Source organism: Aquibacillus sediminis, assembly GCF_005870085.1.
Lineage (GTDB): Bacteria > Bacillota > Bacilli > Bacillales > Amphibacillaceae > Aquibacillus_E > Aquibacillus_E sediminis.
In genome coordinates, this window is sequence record NZ_SZNM01000010.1 from 43,266 (window position 1) to 58,672 (window position 15,407).

Annotated in this window: 16 protein-coding genes, 2 pseudogenes and 2 riboswitches; of the genes and pseudogenes, 11 read left to right on the forward strand and 7 right to left on the reverse strand. The window is 37.1% G+C overall.

Features of this window, described 5'->3' with window-relative positions:
• Nucleotides 1-190: 190 nt before the first annotated feature.
• A complete protein-coding gene (locus FCI53_RS11220; protein WP_138418878.1) occupies nt 191-919 on the reverse strand; it encodes a Fic family protein in 729 nt (242 codons plus the stop codon).
• Between the two features lie 211 nt (nt 920-1,130).
• Between FCI53_RS11220 and FCI53_RS11225 the strand changes: the two genes are divergently transcribed.
• The 4 genes from FCI53_RS11225 to FCI53_RS11240 all read left to right on the forward strand — a co-directional run bounded on the left by FCI53_RS11225 (nt 1,131) and on the right by FCI53_RS11240 (nt 4,044).
• Nucleotides 1,131-1,652: a type 1 glutamine amidotransferase domain-containing protein gene (locus FCI53_RS11225; RefSeq protein ID WP_138418880.1), complete on the forward strand. Its 522-nt coding sequence runs from the start codon at nt 1,131-1,133 to the stop codon at nt 1,650-1,652.
• Nucleotides 1,653-1,892: 240 nt separating this feature from the next.
• Nucleotides 1,893-2,369: a DUF456 domain-containing protein gene (locus FCI53_RS11230; protein WP_138418882.1), complete on the forward strand. Its 477-nt coding sequence runs from the start codon at nt 1,893-1,895 to the stop codon at nt 2,367-2,369.
• A gap of 428 nt (nt 2,370-2,797) precedes the next feature.
• Nucleotides 2,798-3,622: a bifunctional hydroxymethylpyrimidine kinase/phosphomethylpyrimidine kinase gene (gene thiD, locus FCI53_RS11235; RefSeq protein ID WP_138418884.1), complete on the forward strand. Its 825-nt coding sequence runs from the start codon at nt 2,798-2,800 to the stop codon at nt 3,620-3,622.
• Nucleotides 3,619-4,044, forward strand: coding sequence for a DUF4064 domain-containing protein (locus FCI53_RS11240; protein WP_138418886.1), 426 nt, complete (start codon nt 3,619-3,621; stop codon nt 4,042-4,044). Before thiD ends, FCI53_RS11240 begins: the two co-directional genes overlap by 4 nt.
• A gap of 58 nt (nt 4,045-4,102) precedes the next feature.
• On the opposite strand, the gene FCI53_RS11245 is transcribed toward FCI53_RS11240, so the two are convergent.
• Nucleotides 4,103-4,891, reverse strand: coding sequence for a carbon-nitrogen family hydrolase (locus FCI53_RS11245; protein WP_138418887.1), 789 nt, complete (start codon nt 4,889-4,891; stop codon nt 4,103-4,105).
• Nucleotides 4,892-4,908: 17 nt separating this feature from the next.
• Nucleotides 4,909-6,000: an iron-containing alcohol dehydrogenase family protein gene (locus tag FCI53_RS11250; RefSeq protein ID WP_138418889.1), complete on the reverse strand. Its 1,092-nt coding sequence runs from the start codon at nt 5,998-6,000 to the stop codon at nt 4,909-4,911.
• Nucleotides 6,001-6,644: 644 nt separating this feature from the next.
• Nucleotides 6,645-6,749, reverse strand: a riboswitch (SAM riboswitch).
• Between the two features lie 150 nt (nt 6,750-6,899).
• On the opposite strand from FCI53_RS11250, the gene FCI53_RS11255 reads away from it, so the two are divergent.
• From FCI53_RS11255 to FCI53_RS11285, 7 genes are all read left to right on the forward strand, one after another.
• On the forward strand, nt 6,900-8,078 hold the full coding sequence (locus FCI53_RS11255; RefSeq protein ID WP_138418891.1) for a pyridoxal phosphate-dependent aminotransferase: 1,179 nt from the start codon (nt 6,900-6,902) through the stop codon (nt 8,076-8,078).
• Nucleotides 8,079-8,142: 64 nt separating this feature from the next.
• Nucleotides 8,143-8,246: riboswitch (SAM riboswitch) on the forward strand.
• Between the two features lie 75 nt (nt 8,247-8,321).
• Complete coding sequence (locus tag FCI53_RS11260) at nt 8,322-9,332, forward strand: methionine ABC transporter ATP-binding protein (RefSeq protein WP_138418893.1); 1,011 nt, start codon at nt 8,322-8,324, stop codon at nt 9,330-9,332.
• On the forward strand, nt 9,325-9,987 hold the full coding sequence (locus FCI53_RS11265; RefSeq protein WP_138418895.1) for a methionine ABC transporter permease: 663 nt from the start codon (nt 9,325-9,327) through the stop codon (nt 9,985-9,987). The genes FCI53_RS11260 and FCI53_RS11265 overlap by 8 nt, the downstream gene beginning before the upstream one ends.
• A gap of 36 nt (nt 9,988-10,023) precedes the next feature.
• Entirely contained in the window at nt 10,024-10,866 is an 843-nt protein-coding gene (locus FCI53_RS11270) for a MetQ/NlpA family ABC transporter substrate-binding protein (RefSeq protein ID WP_138418897.1), read from the forward strand.
• Nucleotides 10,867-11,178: 312 nt separating this feature from the next.
• On the forward strand, nt 11,179-11,718 hold the full coding sequence (locus tag FCI53_RS11275; RefSeq protein ID WP_138418899.1) for a hypothetical protein: 540 nt from the start codon (nt 11,179-11,181) through the stop codon (nt 11,716-11,718).
• Between the two features lie 133 nt (nt 11,719-11,851).
• A complete protein-coding gene (locus FCI53_RS11280) occupies nt 11,852-12,304 on the forward strand; it encodes an RDD family protein (protein WP_138418901.1) in 453 nt (150 codons plus the stop codon).
• 400 nt (nt 12,305-12,704) lie between these two features.
• Complete coding sequence (locus FCI53_RS11285) at nt 12,705-13,085, forward strand: hypothetical protein (protein ID WP_138418903.1); 381 nt, start codon at nt 12,705-12,707, stop codon at nt 13,083-13,085.
• Between the two features lie 99 nt (nt 13,086-13,184).
• Here FCI53_RS11285 and FCI53_RS11290 read toward each other — a convergent pair whose 3' ends face one another.
• The 4 genes and pseudogenes from FCI53_RS11290 to FCI53_RS11305 form a co-directional block, all read right to left on the reverse strand.
• Entirely contained in the window at nt 13,185-13,463 is a 279-nt protein-coding gene (locus FCI53_RS11290) for a type II toxin-antitoxin system death-on-curing family toxin (RefSeq protein WP_342774205.1), read from the reverse strand.
• A gap of 117 nt (nt 13,464-13,580) precedes the next feature.
• Nucleotides 13,581-13,832 (reverse strand): AbrB/MazE/SpoVT family DNA-binding domain-containing protein, encoded by a 252-nt coding sequence (locus FCI53_RS11295; protein ID WP_138418905.1) that lies wholly within the window; start codon nt 13,830-13,832, stop codon nt 13,581-13,583.
• A gap of 278 nt (nt 13,833-14,110) precedes the next feature.
• Nucleotides 14,111-14,269, reverse strand: a pseudogene (locus tag FCI53_RS11300) (tyrosine-type recombinase/integrase); the annotation flags it as partial.
• Nucleotides 14,270-14,345: 76 nt separating this feature from the next.
• Nucleotides 14,346-15,218 (reverse strand): annotated as a pseudogene (locus FCI53_RS11305) (AraC family transcriptional regulator).
• Nucleotides 15,219-15,407: the final 189 nt, after the last annotated feature.

Here is a 15,407-nt window from a genome sequence, read left to right on the forward strand (position 1 = left end):
CTTTTTCAACACCTCATCGTTTGGAAGTAGGAGATTGATTCAAACTTCAAAGTTAACTTGTAATAAAAGTGCCATGTTTCATCAATAGAATAGCAATGTATAGCTTCCTTTGGAACAAATGTATTTAATAACTAAACCCTCTATATTATAAAAAGCACCTCTACAAATCTGTAGAGATGCTGATCATAACTTATTTTATGGCACTTAAATATAAATCTATGGAATCATTAACCTCTTGTTTGACTAGTGAAATAAAGTCACGATAATCTTCTTCGGTATGGGCTTTATCTAATGCTTCATAATAAGCCAAACGATTTTCAACTTTAATTATTACTGGTGGGAACCCTTCTTTCATCAACTCCAGGTTTAAAAGAAGTCTTGATGTCCGTCCGTTTCCATCTATAAATGGATGGATACCTACAAAGATGGCATGCAACATTGCTCCGCGCTCTAATGGATGAAGGTGAATCCCTTCATTACGATACCAATTCATCAATTGGTCCATTTTTTCCTTAATCAGGTAATGTGCTGGTGGTGTATGTGTAGTTCCTGATATAAACACTTGTTGATCACGATATACTCCCGCATGTTCATCATCAATTCCTTTTAAAATGAATCGATGTAAGTTTTTAATTTGCCATTCTGATAACGATTCATTCTTTTGAACAATTTCTTCTACATATGTGATTGCATCTCGGTGATTGATAACTTCTAAATGCTCTCTTAGGGTTTTTCCTCCAACAGTAATTCCTTCAAGAACAACTTTAGTCTCATTTATTGTCAGTGTATTACCTTCAATTGCATTGGAATTGTATGTCCATTCAAGAAAAAGCTTTTCTCGCAAGGTTTTTAGTGTATATTTAGGTAATGGTCGTAAACGATCTAGTTCTTTCTTTTTTTGATTAATTGTTTCAAACATGGAATTCGCCTCACTTAGCGATCGGAATATATTAGCATTTTACAGTTAATAGGATACAGCATCAACTATAGCCACGTCCTAATAACAGAATGGTACTTTCTATTTTGCATTATTTAGTATTACTGTAACAATAATAAAGGTTAAGCGAAATATTCCACTTCACTAGTTATGTTTGTTACACTAAACAATACCATTGATAAGGAGGTTGTTTATGCGCTTGAATGATAAAAAGGTCATTGCTCTAATTGAAGATGACTTTGAAGATTTAGAATTATGGTACCCTGTTCTCAGGCTTAGAGAAGAAGGGGCGCAAGTTGACCTTGTGGGAAAAGAAGCCAAAAAGGTTTATACAGGAAAATATGGTGTCCCTGCTGAATCAGATAAAGCATTTACTGATGTTGATGTGAACGATTATGATGCCATCCTTGTACCGGGCGGATGGGCACCTGATAAATTAAGACGTTATCCAGAAGTGCTTGACTTTGTTCGCCATATGAATGATAACCAAAAATTAATTGGACAAATCTGTCATGCAGGTTGGGTACTTATCTCTGCAGATATTCTTAAAGGTAAACATGTGACAAGTACCCCAGGTATTAAAGATGATATGACCAATGCTGGCGCAACATGGAGTGATGAAGCGGTTGTGGTCGACGGACATATTATCTCCAGCCGCCGTCCACCAGATTTACCACCATATGTGAAAGAATTTGCTGATAAATTAGCGGATTAATGATGATGGAGCTGTCTCTACTATAGGGGCAGCTTTTTTTAGATGCGTCACGGCAGATTCAGCAAGAAAAAGAGAGTGAACCGACCGAGAAAGGTGTGTCACGGTAGATTCAGCGAGAAAAAGATCGATTCGTCAAGCTTCTTTATTTACTGTTAACTTTTTTGCTATACTGACATCGATAACCTAATATACTAATAAAACGAATTGCGTTACATTTACATATAGGTTGGAGGTGTTCAGATGGATGTTGTGTTATGGTTACTTATTATCGTTTGTTTTGTCCTTAGTTTCGTTGGCGTAATATTTCCTTGGATTCCATCTCCATTAGTGTTATGGATTGGTTTCTTACTGTATTTTTTCTTTATAAATGGAGCTAGTCTATCGTGGGTATTTTGGATTGCGATGATTCTTCTAACAGTAGTATTAATTGTTTCCGATATCATTGCCAATAGTTATTTTGTGAAAAAATATGGTGGTAGTAAATGGGGAGAGCGGATTGCTGCAGTTGCTGTGATTATTGGTTCGTTTGTGATTCCGCCGTTTGGAATTATTATTGTTCCATTTGTTGCGGTACTTCTCGTTGAATTAATGCAAAAACGATCAACCCAAGACTCAATTCGTGCGGCAATTGGATCATTATTAGGATTTTTAGGTGGAGCTTTTGCAAAAGTCATCATCCAAATCATTATGATCGTTTGGTTTTTTATAGCAATTTAAATTCAACACATTTTTGTTGAAATAACTATAAACTCCGACGTAATGATAAAGTGAAGGAAGGCGGAATGAAGTCCCAGTCGCACCTCGAAACGGGGTGTTTTTCTAAATAACGGAATGAGGGGCCGTATCGTAGGATTAACCGGTTTATGATTCCGCTAATTTAAGAAAGTGGGCCTGAATAAAGGTGTAAGCAGTTCGTATTTCCGCTATTAGGTCTAAATGTGATGAAAATCTTTAAGAAAATAGCGAATAGCGGAATGAGGAACCGTTTTGCCTCTCAAAATGTGGAAATTTAACTAAATAACAGAATGAGAATCCGCCTCCAACCCACTCCAAAAAAGTTACGTTAAATGTTCAATCAACATCAAAGTTAATACAACACAAAACAATCCTTGTAGATAAAAGCGATTAAAATGGAGGAATAAAAAATGACAATGGCAAGAGCGCTAACAATCGCTGGTTCTGCGGCGCAAGGAAGTGCCGGTATCCAAGCAGACCTGAAAACATTCCAAGAAAGGGATGTCTATGGGATGGCGGCGATCACTGCGATTGTGGCTAATAATCCAATTACAGACAAAGGGATCTTTATCCATTCATTGGAAGAAATTGAAGCACAGTTCTATACAGCTATCGAGCATGTTGGGGTGGATGCAATCAAAACAGGAATGTTATTTTCAACAGATATCATTGAATTGGTTGCAGAATTAGTACAGCATGCCCCTATTAATAAATATGTAATGGATCCAGTCATGATTGGGAAAATGGGATCACAGTTATTGAAAGATGAAGCCATTGAAGCGATGAAGCAAAAACTATTACCATTAGCGACGATTATTACACCGAATTTGCATGAAGCTGCAAAAATGATTGGGAAGTCAAAAGTTTCTAAAATACAAGAGATGAAAGAAGCTGCAAAACAGTTACACTCGTATGGTCCGGCTTATGTACTTGTGAAAGGCGGTGCATTACAAGGAGCAGCTGTTGATCTCCTGTATGATGGGCAGCAATTTGTTGAATTGACAACAGCAAGGGTGAATACGATACATACTAGTGGTGCGGGATGTAGTTATTCAGCGGCGATCACTGCCGAATTGGCCAAAGGGAAATCGGTGGAATCGGCTGTAAGACTAGGAAAGCAATTTGTGACAGCAGCGATAGAACATGCTTTATCGTTTGGAAAAGGAATTGGATCTACTAATCATGCTGCATTAAGGAATTATGGCGAAAGGAATAGGAGCGTGGGAAAAGAATGAAACGAACAGGTGAGATCGTATTAGGAGTCATTGGAGCAGTGGTCTATGGTTTTTTTGCGTTGTTGGGAGCTGGAATGATTTGGTTACAAAACAATTCTGGCCTTTTGCAAGATGTGATGGAGGATCCTGCCAACCAACAACTTAACATAGAACAAGCAGATCTGGATATGGTGATCGAGATGATGGGATCAAGTGGGCGATTGTTTTTAATAATGTCTATTATTGCAATTATTCTAGGGATTATCGCAATTGTCTTCATCAAAGGGAACAAAAAGCCGAAAGTAGCGGGGATTCTGTTTATTGCAACAGCTGGGATTATCACGCTTGTTAGTTTTGGCCTTGGATTCTTTGGTGGAATTTTTTACATGATCGCTGGTATTATGTGCTTGGTTCGTAAACCAAAACAAGAAATAGAAGCATAAACATAAATATGAAAGCCAAAACACTGATAGAATTGCCAGTGTTTTGGCTTTTTCGTTTTTACAGCTTATACATATCTGGTCGTCGATCCGTAAAAATTGGAATCGTATCTCTTACATCTTTTACTTGATCAAGATCTACTTCACCGTAAAGGATGGTTTCATCTGTTTGTGCTTCGGCTATGATTTTTCCCCATGGATCAATGATCATCGAATGACCAGCAAATTGGTTATTAGGATCTGCTCCAACCCGGTTACAAGCAATCACATAACACTGATTTTCAATCGCTCGACTAATCAATAGTGCTCGCCAATGATCCACGCGCTGACTAGGCCATTCAGCAACAACGAATAAAAATTCGGTATCATCAAGCATATGCGTGCGGATCCATTCGGGGAAACGAATGTCGTAACAAATAACGCCTGCGCTTTTGTGTCCTTCTAGTTCGAATAATCCATCATGATTTCCTTCAATTAAATGTTTTTCTTCATTCATTAAGCGGAACAGGTGTGCTTTGCTATATTCTTTGATGAGCTTTCCGTTACGGTTAAAAATAAGCATGGTATTGGTTACTTGATCGTTAACGCGTTTCGCAATGGAACCAGCGACAATATTTACATTATTTTTTTTGGCTAAATTTGCCAAAAAATGGATTGACTCTTGTCCGTTATCATCGGCAATTTCATCTAGTCTAGTTAAGTCATATCCAGTAGTCCATAACTCGGGAAGCACCACAACATCGACCGCTTGTTTGCTAGCTTGTTTGATAAAATGTTCTACTTTTTTAAAATTAGCAGTTGGATCACCAAATGCAATGTCAATTTGTAGTAAGGCAACGTTTAATTTCAACAAAATTTCTCCTCTCTTTATGTTGTAGGTGTGGAAGCAATAAGTTCCTCTACCTCGTCAATTGCTTGCTTGACTTGATCTGGTTGGCTTATATTCATTAGGTGAATCGATTCATTCGATTGTGTCGCAGCGTTTGCAGTGATTTCTATTGCTTTATCTTGATTTTTTTGTATCCCTAAATCATATAATGATAGAGGGAGTTTCATTTCTTTGTAAAACGGAATAAGTTGTTTTATTTCATCCTGTCTTTCTTCGAGTGCTAGCTGCACCAGAATACCGAAAGCAACTTTATCCCCATGAAGGTAATCATGCGTTTCTTCTACATGTGTCAGCCCATTATGGATCGAATGTGCGCCGGCAATTCTACCATATTTATCACCGTAGCCACCTACCATTCCACCAGCCATAATAATCGTTTCGACCACTTTGGTGAAAGCCGTTGTGACGGAGCTTTGTTGTAGTGATTGGATTGCCTCTACACCATGATCGATTAGAACATCACGACACAGCCTTGCAGCATGTAATGAAATATCCAGTGCAATTGGTTTTTCAGATAGTGACCTTGTCAAAACGTCTGCTTCATACCATTTGGCAATCGTATCGCCAATACCTGCCCGTAAATAGGAAATAGGTGAATCTATAATGACATTCGGATCAAGCAGTACCATCAGCGTACTTCGTGGAAAAATTTTATAATTCACAAAGTTCCCTTGTTGATCATAAAACACACTTAAAGGTGTCCATACTGCACAATTAGAGGCAAGTGTCGGTATGAGAATGACAGGTAGATTGGTAGAATGACCACAAGCCTTGGCGATGTCCATAATTTTTCCGCCACCAACCCCTATAATGTAATCAACCTGATTGTTTTGCACAACCTGATGAATGCGTTCAACTTCTTCCTCTGTACATTCGCCATGGTACTTCGTATAAGTGATTGGAGTCGGAAGTGATGGTACATGCTTTTTGGCAACTTGCCATGATGCATCCCCATGTATGATTAAACCGTGATGAAATGGTTGTTCACTTATTTTACTAGGTAGTTGCTCCAGCACACCTGGTGCACATTGATAAAAACTTGGCGCACCTTGGATTTGTAATGGATCCATATGACTCACCTCTTCGTTATAAAAATAAGTTCTCATTCGTAAGTATTAAATTAACGTATTTCGTAATTAAGATAGAATCCGACGTAACTTTAATATGATTATCTTACATGATTTTCTCGCTCATTCTTTATACAATGAGTGGTAATCTAGCGCTGCGGAAATACACCTACGCTTTCCGCGGGTGGCTGATGAGCCTCCTCGTTCGTACCTCACTGCGGGGTCTCATCGAGGCCATTAGTCCCACAGGAGTCTCCGGTGTATTTCCTCCGCTCTTGTTGTGTACATCGTAACTTTATAGCTTTTTGCTTAATTATACGTACAAAAAATCCCTTTTCTTGTAGATAATAATGCATTATGATCCAGCTATTGGTTTAGGTATTTTATCTGACATATAAATCAGAACACCACAAACAGCGTAGGTAGAATAAGGAGACTCCTATGGGAACAGCACGAGCCGAAGATCCACTTGGTAAAGGGCTTTTCTTTACCAAGTTAGCTGAGGCCGTGCCCATGGAAAGCGGAGTATTCTACCGAAGCGATTGTATTACACTTAATTCAAATCAGGTCAATGTATTCTTTTTTTGAGAATCAGTAATATTAAAGCCTCTTCCAAAGAAGAAGAGGCTTGATTTACTATTCTCTCCCTCTCATCTCACAACAATTTCCTGTTGTAGGATTTAGCACCGTGCAAATCAACGCCGGTTGCCGGGCTTCGCTGGGCCATCCCCTCCACCTTCTCTTGATAAGAGTTCATTCGTTCATCTGTATAATATTGTTGCTTATTATCCCATTACAGCAGAGCTAATGTCAATAAAAAAGGGCGAAACTTTACAAAGATTCAGTAAATAGATAGTATAATTAATTATACTTTCATTGCAAGAGTAGGAGAGATGAAACCCATGCAAAAATTTGAACAGTCAGCTACATTGAAACGATTGCCTAAACAGTTTTTTGCGGACCTTGTGCAAAAAGTACAACAACTTAAAGAGCAGGGGCATGATGTCATCAATTTAGGGCAAGGTAATCCAGATTTACCAACCCCAGATCATATTGTGGAAGAATTAAAAGTGGCAGCTGAGAACCCGTTTTATCATAAATATTCACCTTTTCGCGGACAGCATTTCTTAAAACAAGCGATATGCGACTTTTATCAACGTGAATATGATGTAGAACTTGATCCGAGTAGTGAAGTCGCTATTTTATTTGGAGCGAAGACAGGACTAGTGGAAATCAGTCAATGTTTACTTAATCCTGGTGACCTCGCTTTAGTACCAGACCCAGGCTATCCCGATTATATGTCAGGTATTGCCTTAGCGAATGCTAAAACGACCTTGATGCCATTAGTGAAAGAGAATGAATTTTTACCAGATTATACGAGTATTGATCCAGAAACATTGGACGAGGCAAAATTAATGTTTTTGAATTACCCGAATAATCCAACTTCTGCAACTGCGGATCAGCCATTTTTTGATCAAACAATTGAAGTGGCTAAAAATCATAATATTTGTGTGGTACATGACTTTGCTTATGGGGCCATCGGTTTTGATGGCGAGAAGCCACAGAGCTTTTTGCAATCAGAAGGTGCCAAAGATGTTGGCGTGGAAATGTACACTTTATCAAAAACCTATAACATGGCAGGTTGGCGTGTTGGTTTTGCTGTTGGTAATCCTTCTGTTGTCGAAAGTATAAATCTGATTCAAGACCATCTGTATGTTAGTTTGTTTAGTGCAGTACAACAGGCAGCTGAAAAGGCGTTAACAGGGGATCAGTCAGCAGTGAACAACTTAGTCCAAACCTATAAGCGGAGAAGAGATGTGTTTATAAACAAGTTGCATGACATTGGCTGGGAAGTCGAACCACCAAAAGGAAGTTTCTTTGTTTGGCTACCAGTACCAAAAGGGTATAGCTCTGAACAGTTTGCTGATGTATTATTGGAAAAAGCACATGTCGTTGTAGCCCCAGGAAATGGTTTTGGTGAACATGGTGAAGGATATGTCCGTGTCGGTTTATTAGATCAAGAAGAGCGACTAATAGAGGCTGTAGAGCGAATTGAACGTTTGAATTTACTTAATAATTAAAAATTTTGTTGACAATTGATGTGAAGCGGATTAGTATAGAGTTTAACTTCAAAACAAAATACGTTTCTTATCATGAGTGGCAGAGGGACAGGCCCGTTGACGTCACAGCAACCTTCCGTATGGAGTGGTGCTACTTCCTGCAGAATAAATTATTCTGAAAGATAAGAGTTGATATGTATATAGACTCTCTTTCAGGAAAAGAGGGTTTTTTTATTGGCTTAACAGAAAAAAGGGGGGACATCGATGATAACGATTGAGAATGTCAATAAAGTATACGAAACGAAAACAAGTCGTGTTGTTGGTGTCGATGATGTTTCCCTAGAGATAAAAAAAGGGGAAATATACGGCATTGTTGGCTACAGTGGAGCTGGAAAAAGTACGCTGCTTCGGTGTATGAATATATTAGAACGCCCAACATCAGGGAAGATCTTCATTGATGAAGTCGATTTGTTAAGTCTATCAAATAAAGAATTACGAAAAGCGAGACAATCGATCGGAATGATTTTTCAAGGTTTTTTTCTTACTTCGTCTAAAACTGTCTTTGATAATGTTGCATTTGCTTTGAAGGCGGCTGGTGTTCCTAAAAGTGAGCGAAAAGATAGAGTGCTAGAGTTGCTTGATTTAGTAGGACTAGGTGATAAAGCGAATCAGTATCCAGCTAAATTAAGTGGTGGCCAAAAACAACGGGTAAGTATCGCTAGGGCGCTAGCGAACAATCCAAAAGTATTACTCTGTGATGAGGCTACTTCAGCACTAGATCCAAGTACGACCAAATCGATTTTGGCGTTATTAAAAAAGATTAATAAGGAATTTGGGATAACGATTGTGATTATTACCCATGAAATGGAAGTGGTGAAAGAAATTTGTGATAAGTGTGCGGTGATGCAAGATGGACAAGTGATTGAACAAGGCTCGTCCTATGAAATATTTGCTAATCCAACCAAGCCATTAACCAAGCAATTTATCCAAACCGTCCTAAATTTTGAATTACCTGAACAGTTGCTTGAATCGTGCCAAGGGACATTAGTGCAACTGCAATTTAGAGGAAGCATTGCAGGGGATCCGGTAGTCTCAGATGTGCTACAAAAGTTTCCCGTTCAGGGAAATATCTTGCATGGAAAAGTAGAGTACATTAAGGATACACCATTAGGAATTTTTATTATGGAATTACTAGGTGACCAGCAAGACGTGAACAATGCGATTGATTATCTGCAACAGCGATTGAAGCAGGTGGAGGTGATCCAACATGCTTGATAGGGTGATTGAAATATTGCCGGAATTAAATGTGGCATTTATCGAAACATTGATCATGGTTGGTATTGGTTTGTTAGTAGCAATTATTCTTGGGTTACCAGTTGGGATTCTGTTGTATGTCACCGATCGAGGACTTTTTCTCGAAAATCAATTTGTTAAAGGTGTCCTTGGAGTTATCGTTAATTTAATCCGTTCGATTCCATTCATTATATTACTTGTTTTCTTATTTCCTTTTACAGAGTTTCTATTGGACAAGACAACAGGGCCATTTGCAGCGTCCGTATCCTTGTCGGTGGCGGCCATTCCTTTTTATGCAAGAATTGTAGAATCATCGGCGCGTGAGATTGATAAAGGTGTGATTGAAGCGGCGATTGCAGTTGGTGCTTCTCCATGGATGATTATCAAAGATATTATTTTACCTGAGACCAAGCCAGGTTTGATCAGTGGTCTAACGATCACGGCAATCAGCTTAATAGGGTATTCTGCGATGGCAGGTACGATTGGTGGCGGTGGTATAGGTGACTTAGCCATCCGCTATGGGTATTATCGTTATGATAATACGGTCATGTTTACGACTGTGATTGTATTAATTGTATTAGTTCAATTTATTCAATACCTTGGTGACTTTATAGCTAAAGCTGTAAATAAACGCTAAGAAAAAATATATTAAACATTAGGGGGACAAAGGAAGATGAAAAAGTATTTAGTAACATTTTTATCTGTAGTACTTATTACGGTGTTAGCTGCTTGTGGGTCAAATGAAAGTGCAAGTGGTGAAGAAGAAAATACCGGGGATGAACAACAATCGATTACGTTTGGAGCAACGGTAGGACCTTATAGTGATATGGTAACAAAAGCAATTGCACCACTGTTGGAGGAAAAAGGCTATGAAGTATCCAACCAAGAATTTACCGATTATGTTCAGCCGAATAAGGTGTTAGATAGTGGCGATATTGATGCGAACTTATTCCAACATAAAATTTACATGGAAGCATTTGCTGAGGAGAATGACTTAGATTTATCAGAAGTAATTGTTGTTCCAACAGCACCAATGGGGTTATATTCGGAGAAATTTGATAGTGTCGATGCAATTGAAGATGGAAGTACAATTGCGATTGCTAACGATCCTACCAACCTAGCTCGAACGTTAGGAATGCTTGAAGATGAAGGGTTAATTACCATTAGTGAAGATGTGGAAACATTGACTGCTTCTGTAAATGATATTGCGGAAAATCCTAAAGAGATTAACTTTGTTGAAGTGGAAGCGGCACAATTACCACGATTAGTAGAAAGTGAAGACTTATCTGCCGTACCTGGTAACTATGCTCTTGCAGCGGATATGGATTTGTTAGATGCATTAGCGCTGGAAGATATGCCTGATGATTACCGTAACCGTGTTGTTGTTAATACAGAAGATCTAGATGCACAATTTGCTAAAGATATTAAAGAAGTTGTGGAATCTGATGAGTTTGAAGCAATCATTGATGAACAGTTCCAAGGTTTTGGTAAACCACAATGGATGTTAGAAGAGTAGAACATTGAAATATAAGTAGTACCATTTCAGTGGCGAGACATAGGAAATAGCGTACTAATTAGCGGGCCAAATCATACATATGATTTGGCCCTTTTTTTCAATGTGAGACTGTTAAGGGGGATTTTGATCATAATTGTCAAACGATTAAGTTGTTTGTTATTCCTAATAATGTTAAGGGTTTCTTTTTTGTTTAATTTCGATTTTGTGATGAATTCTGAATATTCCTGTTAAAATAATGTAAGATTGTGAAGTGATGATCTTAAACGAGGCAGTGTAGTTGAAGAGGAGAAATTATGATTGGTAGGTGGGGGGATGAAAAAGTTTTCAATAGTAAGTTTTATCATAGTTATTTTATTTTTAACGGGATGTAAACAAGATAAATATGATAACAATGATGTTGCTGCAATTGTAAATGATAAGGAAGTCACGGTAGAGGAGATTAGGTGGCTACATAGTTTAGAAGATGAAAGTTTAGAACAACTCGTAAGAAGTTATGTTAAGGAAGAAATTATGGTTCAAGAAGCCATGAAAATGGGGGTAGATGTATCACACAAGGTAGAAGAGGAGTTAAAGGGGTATAGTTTACCTGCTGAACCACCACAAGGTAAAGAAAACCCAATTCTCGATTTTTATAAAAAACAGGCAGACAAACTTGATATGTCACCAGAGGAATATGGCGAATTTTATATTGAAAAGTCAACCGAAAGACGAGAATACACGAAAAAATATATAGAAAATGAGATAGGTAAACCAGCCCAATCAGAGGATATTGAGTATCATGATAAATTGAATAAAATGTACGATAATCTTTTAACTAAATATCAAGACAATATCGATATTCTTATAAAATAAGAAAACGGTATTCCACTAAAGGGTGGCAAATATTGAATAAGGAGTTGTCGATGCGGCAGCTCCTATTGTGCTAAAGGGCAGGTTTGTTGAAAAAATACATTCAAAGCAATTCTAAAGAGAGGGGGAGTTTTTTATCAGATTTAATAATCCAGCTGGTTTTTGGAATAGGGTAACTGCACGAATTTTAGATATTATTATTATATCTGTGTCGACAGCTCTCATTTCAATACCTCTATACGGAGACTTGTATTTGTTTACAGATGTTTATAATTATCGTCTTATTGATTTATCAGGATTCTTGTATGGCATTATATTACCTATTATTTGGTGTGGATACACTTTAGGGAGGCGAGTGGTAAGAAATCGGATTGTCGGTATTGATGGTGGTAATGTAGGATTTAGAACAATGCTATTAAGAGAGATAGTGGCTTCGATTGTTTATGCTCTTACGTTAGGGATTGGTATTATTATAAGTGCTTTTATGGTTAGTATCAGGGAAGATAAACGTGCTATTCATGACTTTATTGCTGGTACTTATGTGACAAAGAATGCTTGTCAGAAATCTCCAGAAGAACAGTTCAGCTAACGAGTGCGTTTCTTTAAGAGATAAGTGAGGTGTTAATATTAAACAGAAGAAAACATGGAAAAAGATATTGAATACTTTAATTATATTAGGGGCTATAAGCGTTTTTTACTATTATTTCAAAGCTGATGGTGTAAATCCGAGTAAACATGAACTTACAAAAGAAGAAGTTCAGTTATTTGCAGATTACCATTTAAGGATGGCACAATCACAATTACTTTTGTTTATCCTTATTATAATTAGACTCGTATTAAATAAAAAATAATCTTCAACTATAGGAAGCAAATATTGAATAAGGAGTTGTCGATGCGGCAGCTCCTATTGTGCTAAAGGAGCAGGTTAATAAAAATTTGATGAATCTTTTTTTGGTAATGGAACCGTCTAATATATGGGAGGTGTTTATATGCAAAAGAAATTATTAGTGATAATTTCTGGAATTCTTTTATTATTATCTGGTTGTTCTTTAAATGATGGTGAATCAGAGAATGAAATACAAAATGATGCCAGTGCAAGCTGGGCATATCCTTTCGTTAAATGGGAAAATGAAACCTATGTTGTATCAGAAGAGGAAGTTAAAGAAGATAAATTAGGTCAAGAAATCGGTAAAGTTACTTCATATTCAGACCTTGAAAGTTCTAACACAAGTGGAAACTTCTCTAATGAATATGAAGTTGGGACAAAGTATTATGAAATCACAGATATTAGCCAAAAAGAAGCAATAGCTATCGAAGTTAAGAAAGGAAAGTTTATTAAAGCTGTAATTTCTGATAAATGGGAAGAGTAAAATTTTCATCTTTGTGAAATAATGCACTTAAACTTATCTTTAATAATTTTTTGCAGAATAAGAACAAAAATCCATTCTCAAATCGAATAGAGAATATATTTATAGTTTTTCTGTATGACTTTCAATTGTTAAAACAATTTCCTCAAACGTGTATTTATGATTTACAACATCAACTGTAAAGTCTTGTTCTTCTTCAATACCCATCGTCCAACGAAAATGGTTTACTTTCAAAAAGACAATTAGGGAAGCAAGAGCTGTTCGCTTATTCGCATTGTGGAAGGCATGGTTCATAGCTATAGATTCAAAAAGTGCGGCACCTTTTTCAAAAATAGTTGGATAAGCATCACTGCCAAATTCGGATTGCTTTGGTCGGTTAATAGCTGAATCAAGTAGGCTTGGATCTTTGTCCTAAAGGTTCATCAGGAGAATATAGACGAATTTGTACAGTATTAATAGCAATGATTTGGTTTGTTGTAAGATAGATGACTTCATCCATTATCTGTTTACTAACCCTCTAAACGCTTTATCATGCTCATTAATGACATCATTTAATATATCCATGAACTCTGCATCAACGCCTTCGGGAAGTGTCATCTGCTCTTTTTTTCTTAAAACAATCTTTCCATCTTTAACTTCAACTTGAACATCATCACCATGTGTTAAACCGACTTGTTTAAGTAACTCGTTAGGAAGAGTGATTCCAAAACTATTTCTAACTTTTGTAATCTTTCTTTCAAATTGTTCCAAAAGATCACATCCTTATTATAACTGTTATAACGATTATAACCTATAAAAAGAGCTAGAAAAAAGTCAATTGGTAAGTGAAATGCTATACTTAAAGTGAAATTTTTAGTTTAACAAGAAAATATAAAAAAGAGAACGCTTGGACAGTAAATTCCAAGCGTATTTTTCTGTCTTTTACTAATGAAAGGGGGGATGTTTACTAATGGTTGTGTTGTTTTTAATTTAAGTTGCATTTTTCTCCACAAACTCTACCTGTTAGATTTACCGTTAACTTTTAATTATCAAAAGTATTTGTTGTAAAACGCTGTCTGATCTTCCCGCTTAATTGATCATATATTCGGGTTGTTTCACTTTTTTTCGTGTCGGAGTAAGCTCTGAATCACATCAATTGGAGCACCATTATTTAACAGCTGGGTAGCATAACTATGCCTCAGTTGATGAAACTGTGCTCCGTTTTAATTAAAAACATCATAAAAAAGAGCTGCCGAAACAGCCCTTTGAATATAAACTAATTAATTATTTCTTAGAAACGGGAATCCAAATTTCACTTTTTACAGATGGAGAAGTTAAATCTTTACTTTTGATTGATAAGATTTCGGGCCCTTCTGTTACTTGATAGTTGGATGATGGGAACCACTCGGAATAGATTCTTCCCCAAGTTTCCTGTAATGTACTAGGAAAAGGTCCTATTGATTCGAATACCGCCCATGTTAGGGCAGGAACTTCAAGTTTAGTAAAGTTTTCGGGGCATTCTTGTGTCGTTGCCACTCCAATATACTGATCTAGTTCTCCTGTTTCTTCCATACGTCCTTCCGAGAAGTTAGTAGATGCTTGAATGATTCCTTAAGGTTCGATTGTAGACAGTTTTTTTAATTGTTCTATTTTGTCCATTGTCAATGATTGCCACATCTCTGTAATTTCCGGATTTTCCCCTTCAAAAACAATCGGTACTCGTTTCATAATTCCAACTAGGTTAAATGCTTGCTTTTGTTCAATTCGATAGTTCATTTCGTTTCCCCCTCTAATCGATAATTGAAAGGACATTAATGGATAGGCCTTTAATTGCTTGCCACTGTTTCTTGCTTCTGATGGTGTAACACCGTGTAAGTGTTGAAAAGCTCTAGTGAATGAGTCTGGTGAGTTATAGCCGTATTTCACCGCGATTTCAATAATTTTTTTGTTGCGATTTTGAAGTTCAAAGGCTGCTAAACTAAGTCGTCTGCGGCGGATGTATTCTGACAAGGTAATACCAGCAAGGAAAGAAAACATCCTTTTGAAATGATATTCGGAACAATGGGCGATCCTTGCTACCGCTTTATAGTCTATTTCATTTGTAAGGTTATCCTCGATGTAATTCATTGCATCATTCATCCTTTTAAGTGAGTCCATCTAATATCCCTCCGTTAACCATATAGTAACAGGAATGGAATGTAATTTTCCGACAATCTGTGCACCATTATGTAGGATTCATTCCCCCCTCCCGTCGTATTCGTCTTCAATATAATGTAGAGTTTTCAACATTGAGTTTTTTATCAAAAATTTGCTGTGCTAGAATATAAGGGTTCATGATATTACATA

Bases quoted from the DNA above. Each gene is read 5' to 3' on its own strand.
- FCI53_RS11265 (WP_138418895.1), top strand. From the start codon at position 9,325: ATGCTTGATAGGGTGATTGAAATATTGCCGGAATTAAATGTGGCATTT.
- FCI53_RS11255 (WP_138418891.1), top strand. From the start codon at position 6,900: ATGCAAAAATTTGAACAGTCAGCTACATTGAAACGATTGCCTAAACAG.
- FCI53_RS11285 (WP_138418903.1), top strand. From the start codon at position 12,705: ATGCAAAAGAAATTATTAGTGATAATTTCTGGAATTCTTTTATTATTA.
- FCI53_RS11270 (WP_138418897.1), top strand. From the start codon at position 10,024: ATGAAAAAGTATTTAGTAACATTTTTATCTGTAGTACTTATTACGGTG.
- FCI53_RS11260 (WP_138418893.1), top strand. From the start codon at position 8,322: ATGATAACGATTGAGAATGTCAATAAAGTATACGAAACGAAAACAAGT.
- FCI53_RS11275 (WP_138418899.1), top strand. From the start codon at position 11,179: ATGAAAAAGTTTTCAATAGTAAGTTTTATCATAGTTATTTTATTTTTA.
- FCI53_RS11220 (WP_138418878.1), bottom strand. From the start codon at position 919: ATGTTTGAAACAATTAATCAAAAAAAGAAAGAACTAGATCGTTTACGA.
- FCI53_RS11230 (WP_138418882.1), top strand. From the start codon at position 1,893: ATGGATGTTGTGTTATGGTTACTTATTATCGTTTGTTTTGTCCTTAGT.
- FCI53_RS11240 (WP_138418886.1), top strand. From the start codon at position 3,619: ATGAAACGAACAGGTGAGATCGTATTAGGAGTCATTGGAGCAGTGGTC.
- thiD (WP_138418884.1), top strand. From the start codon at position 2,798: ATGACAATGGCAAGAGCGCTAACAATCGCTGGTTCTGCGGCGCAAGGA.
- FCI53_RS11225 (WP_138418880.1), top strand. From the start codon at position 1,131: ATGCGCTTGAATGATAAAAAGGTCATTGCTCTAATTGAAGATGACTTT.
- FCI53_RS11250 (WP_138418889.1), bottom strand. From the start codon at position 6,000: ATGGATCCATTACAAATCCAAGGTGCGCCAAGTTTTTATCAATGTGCA.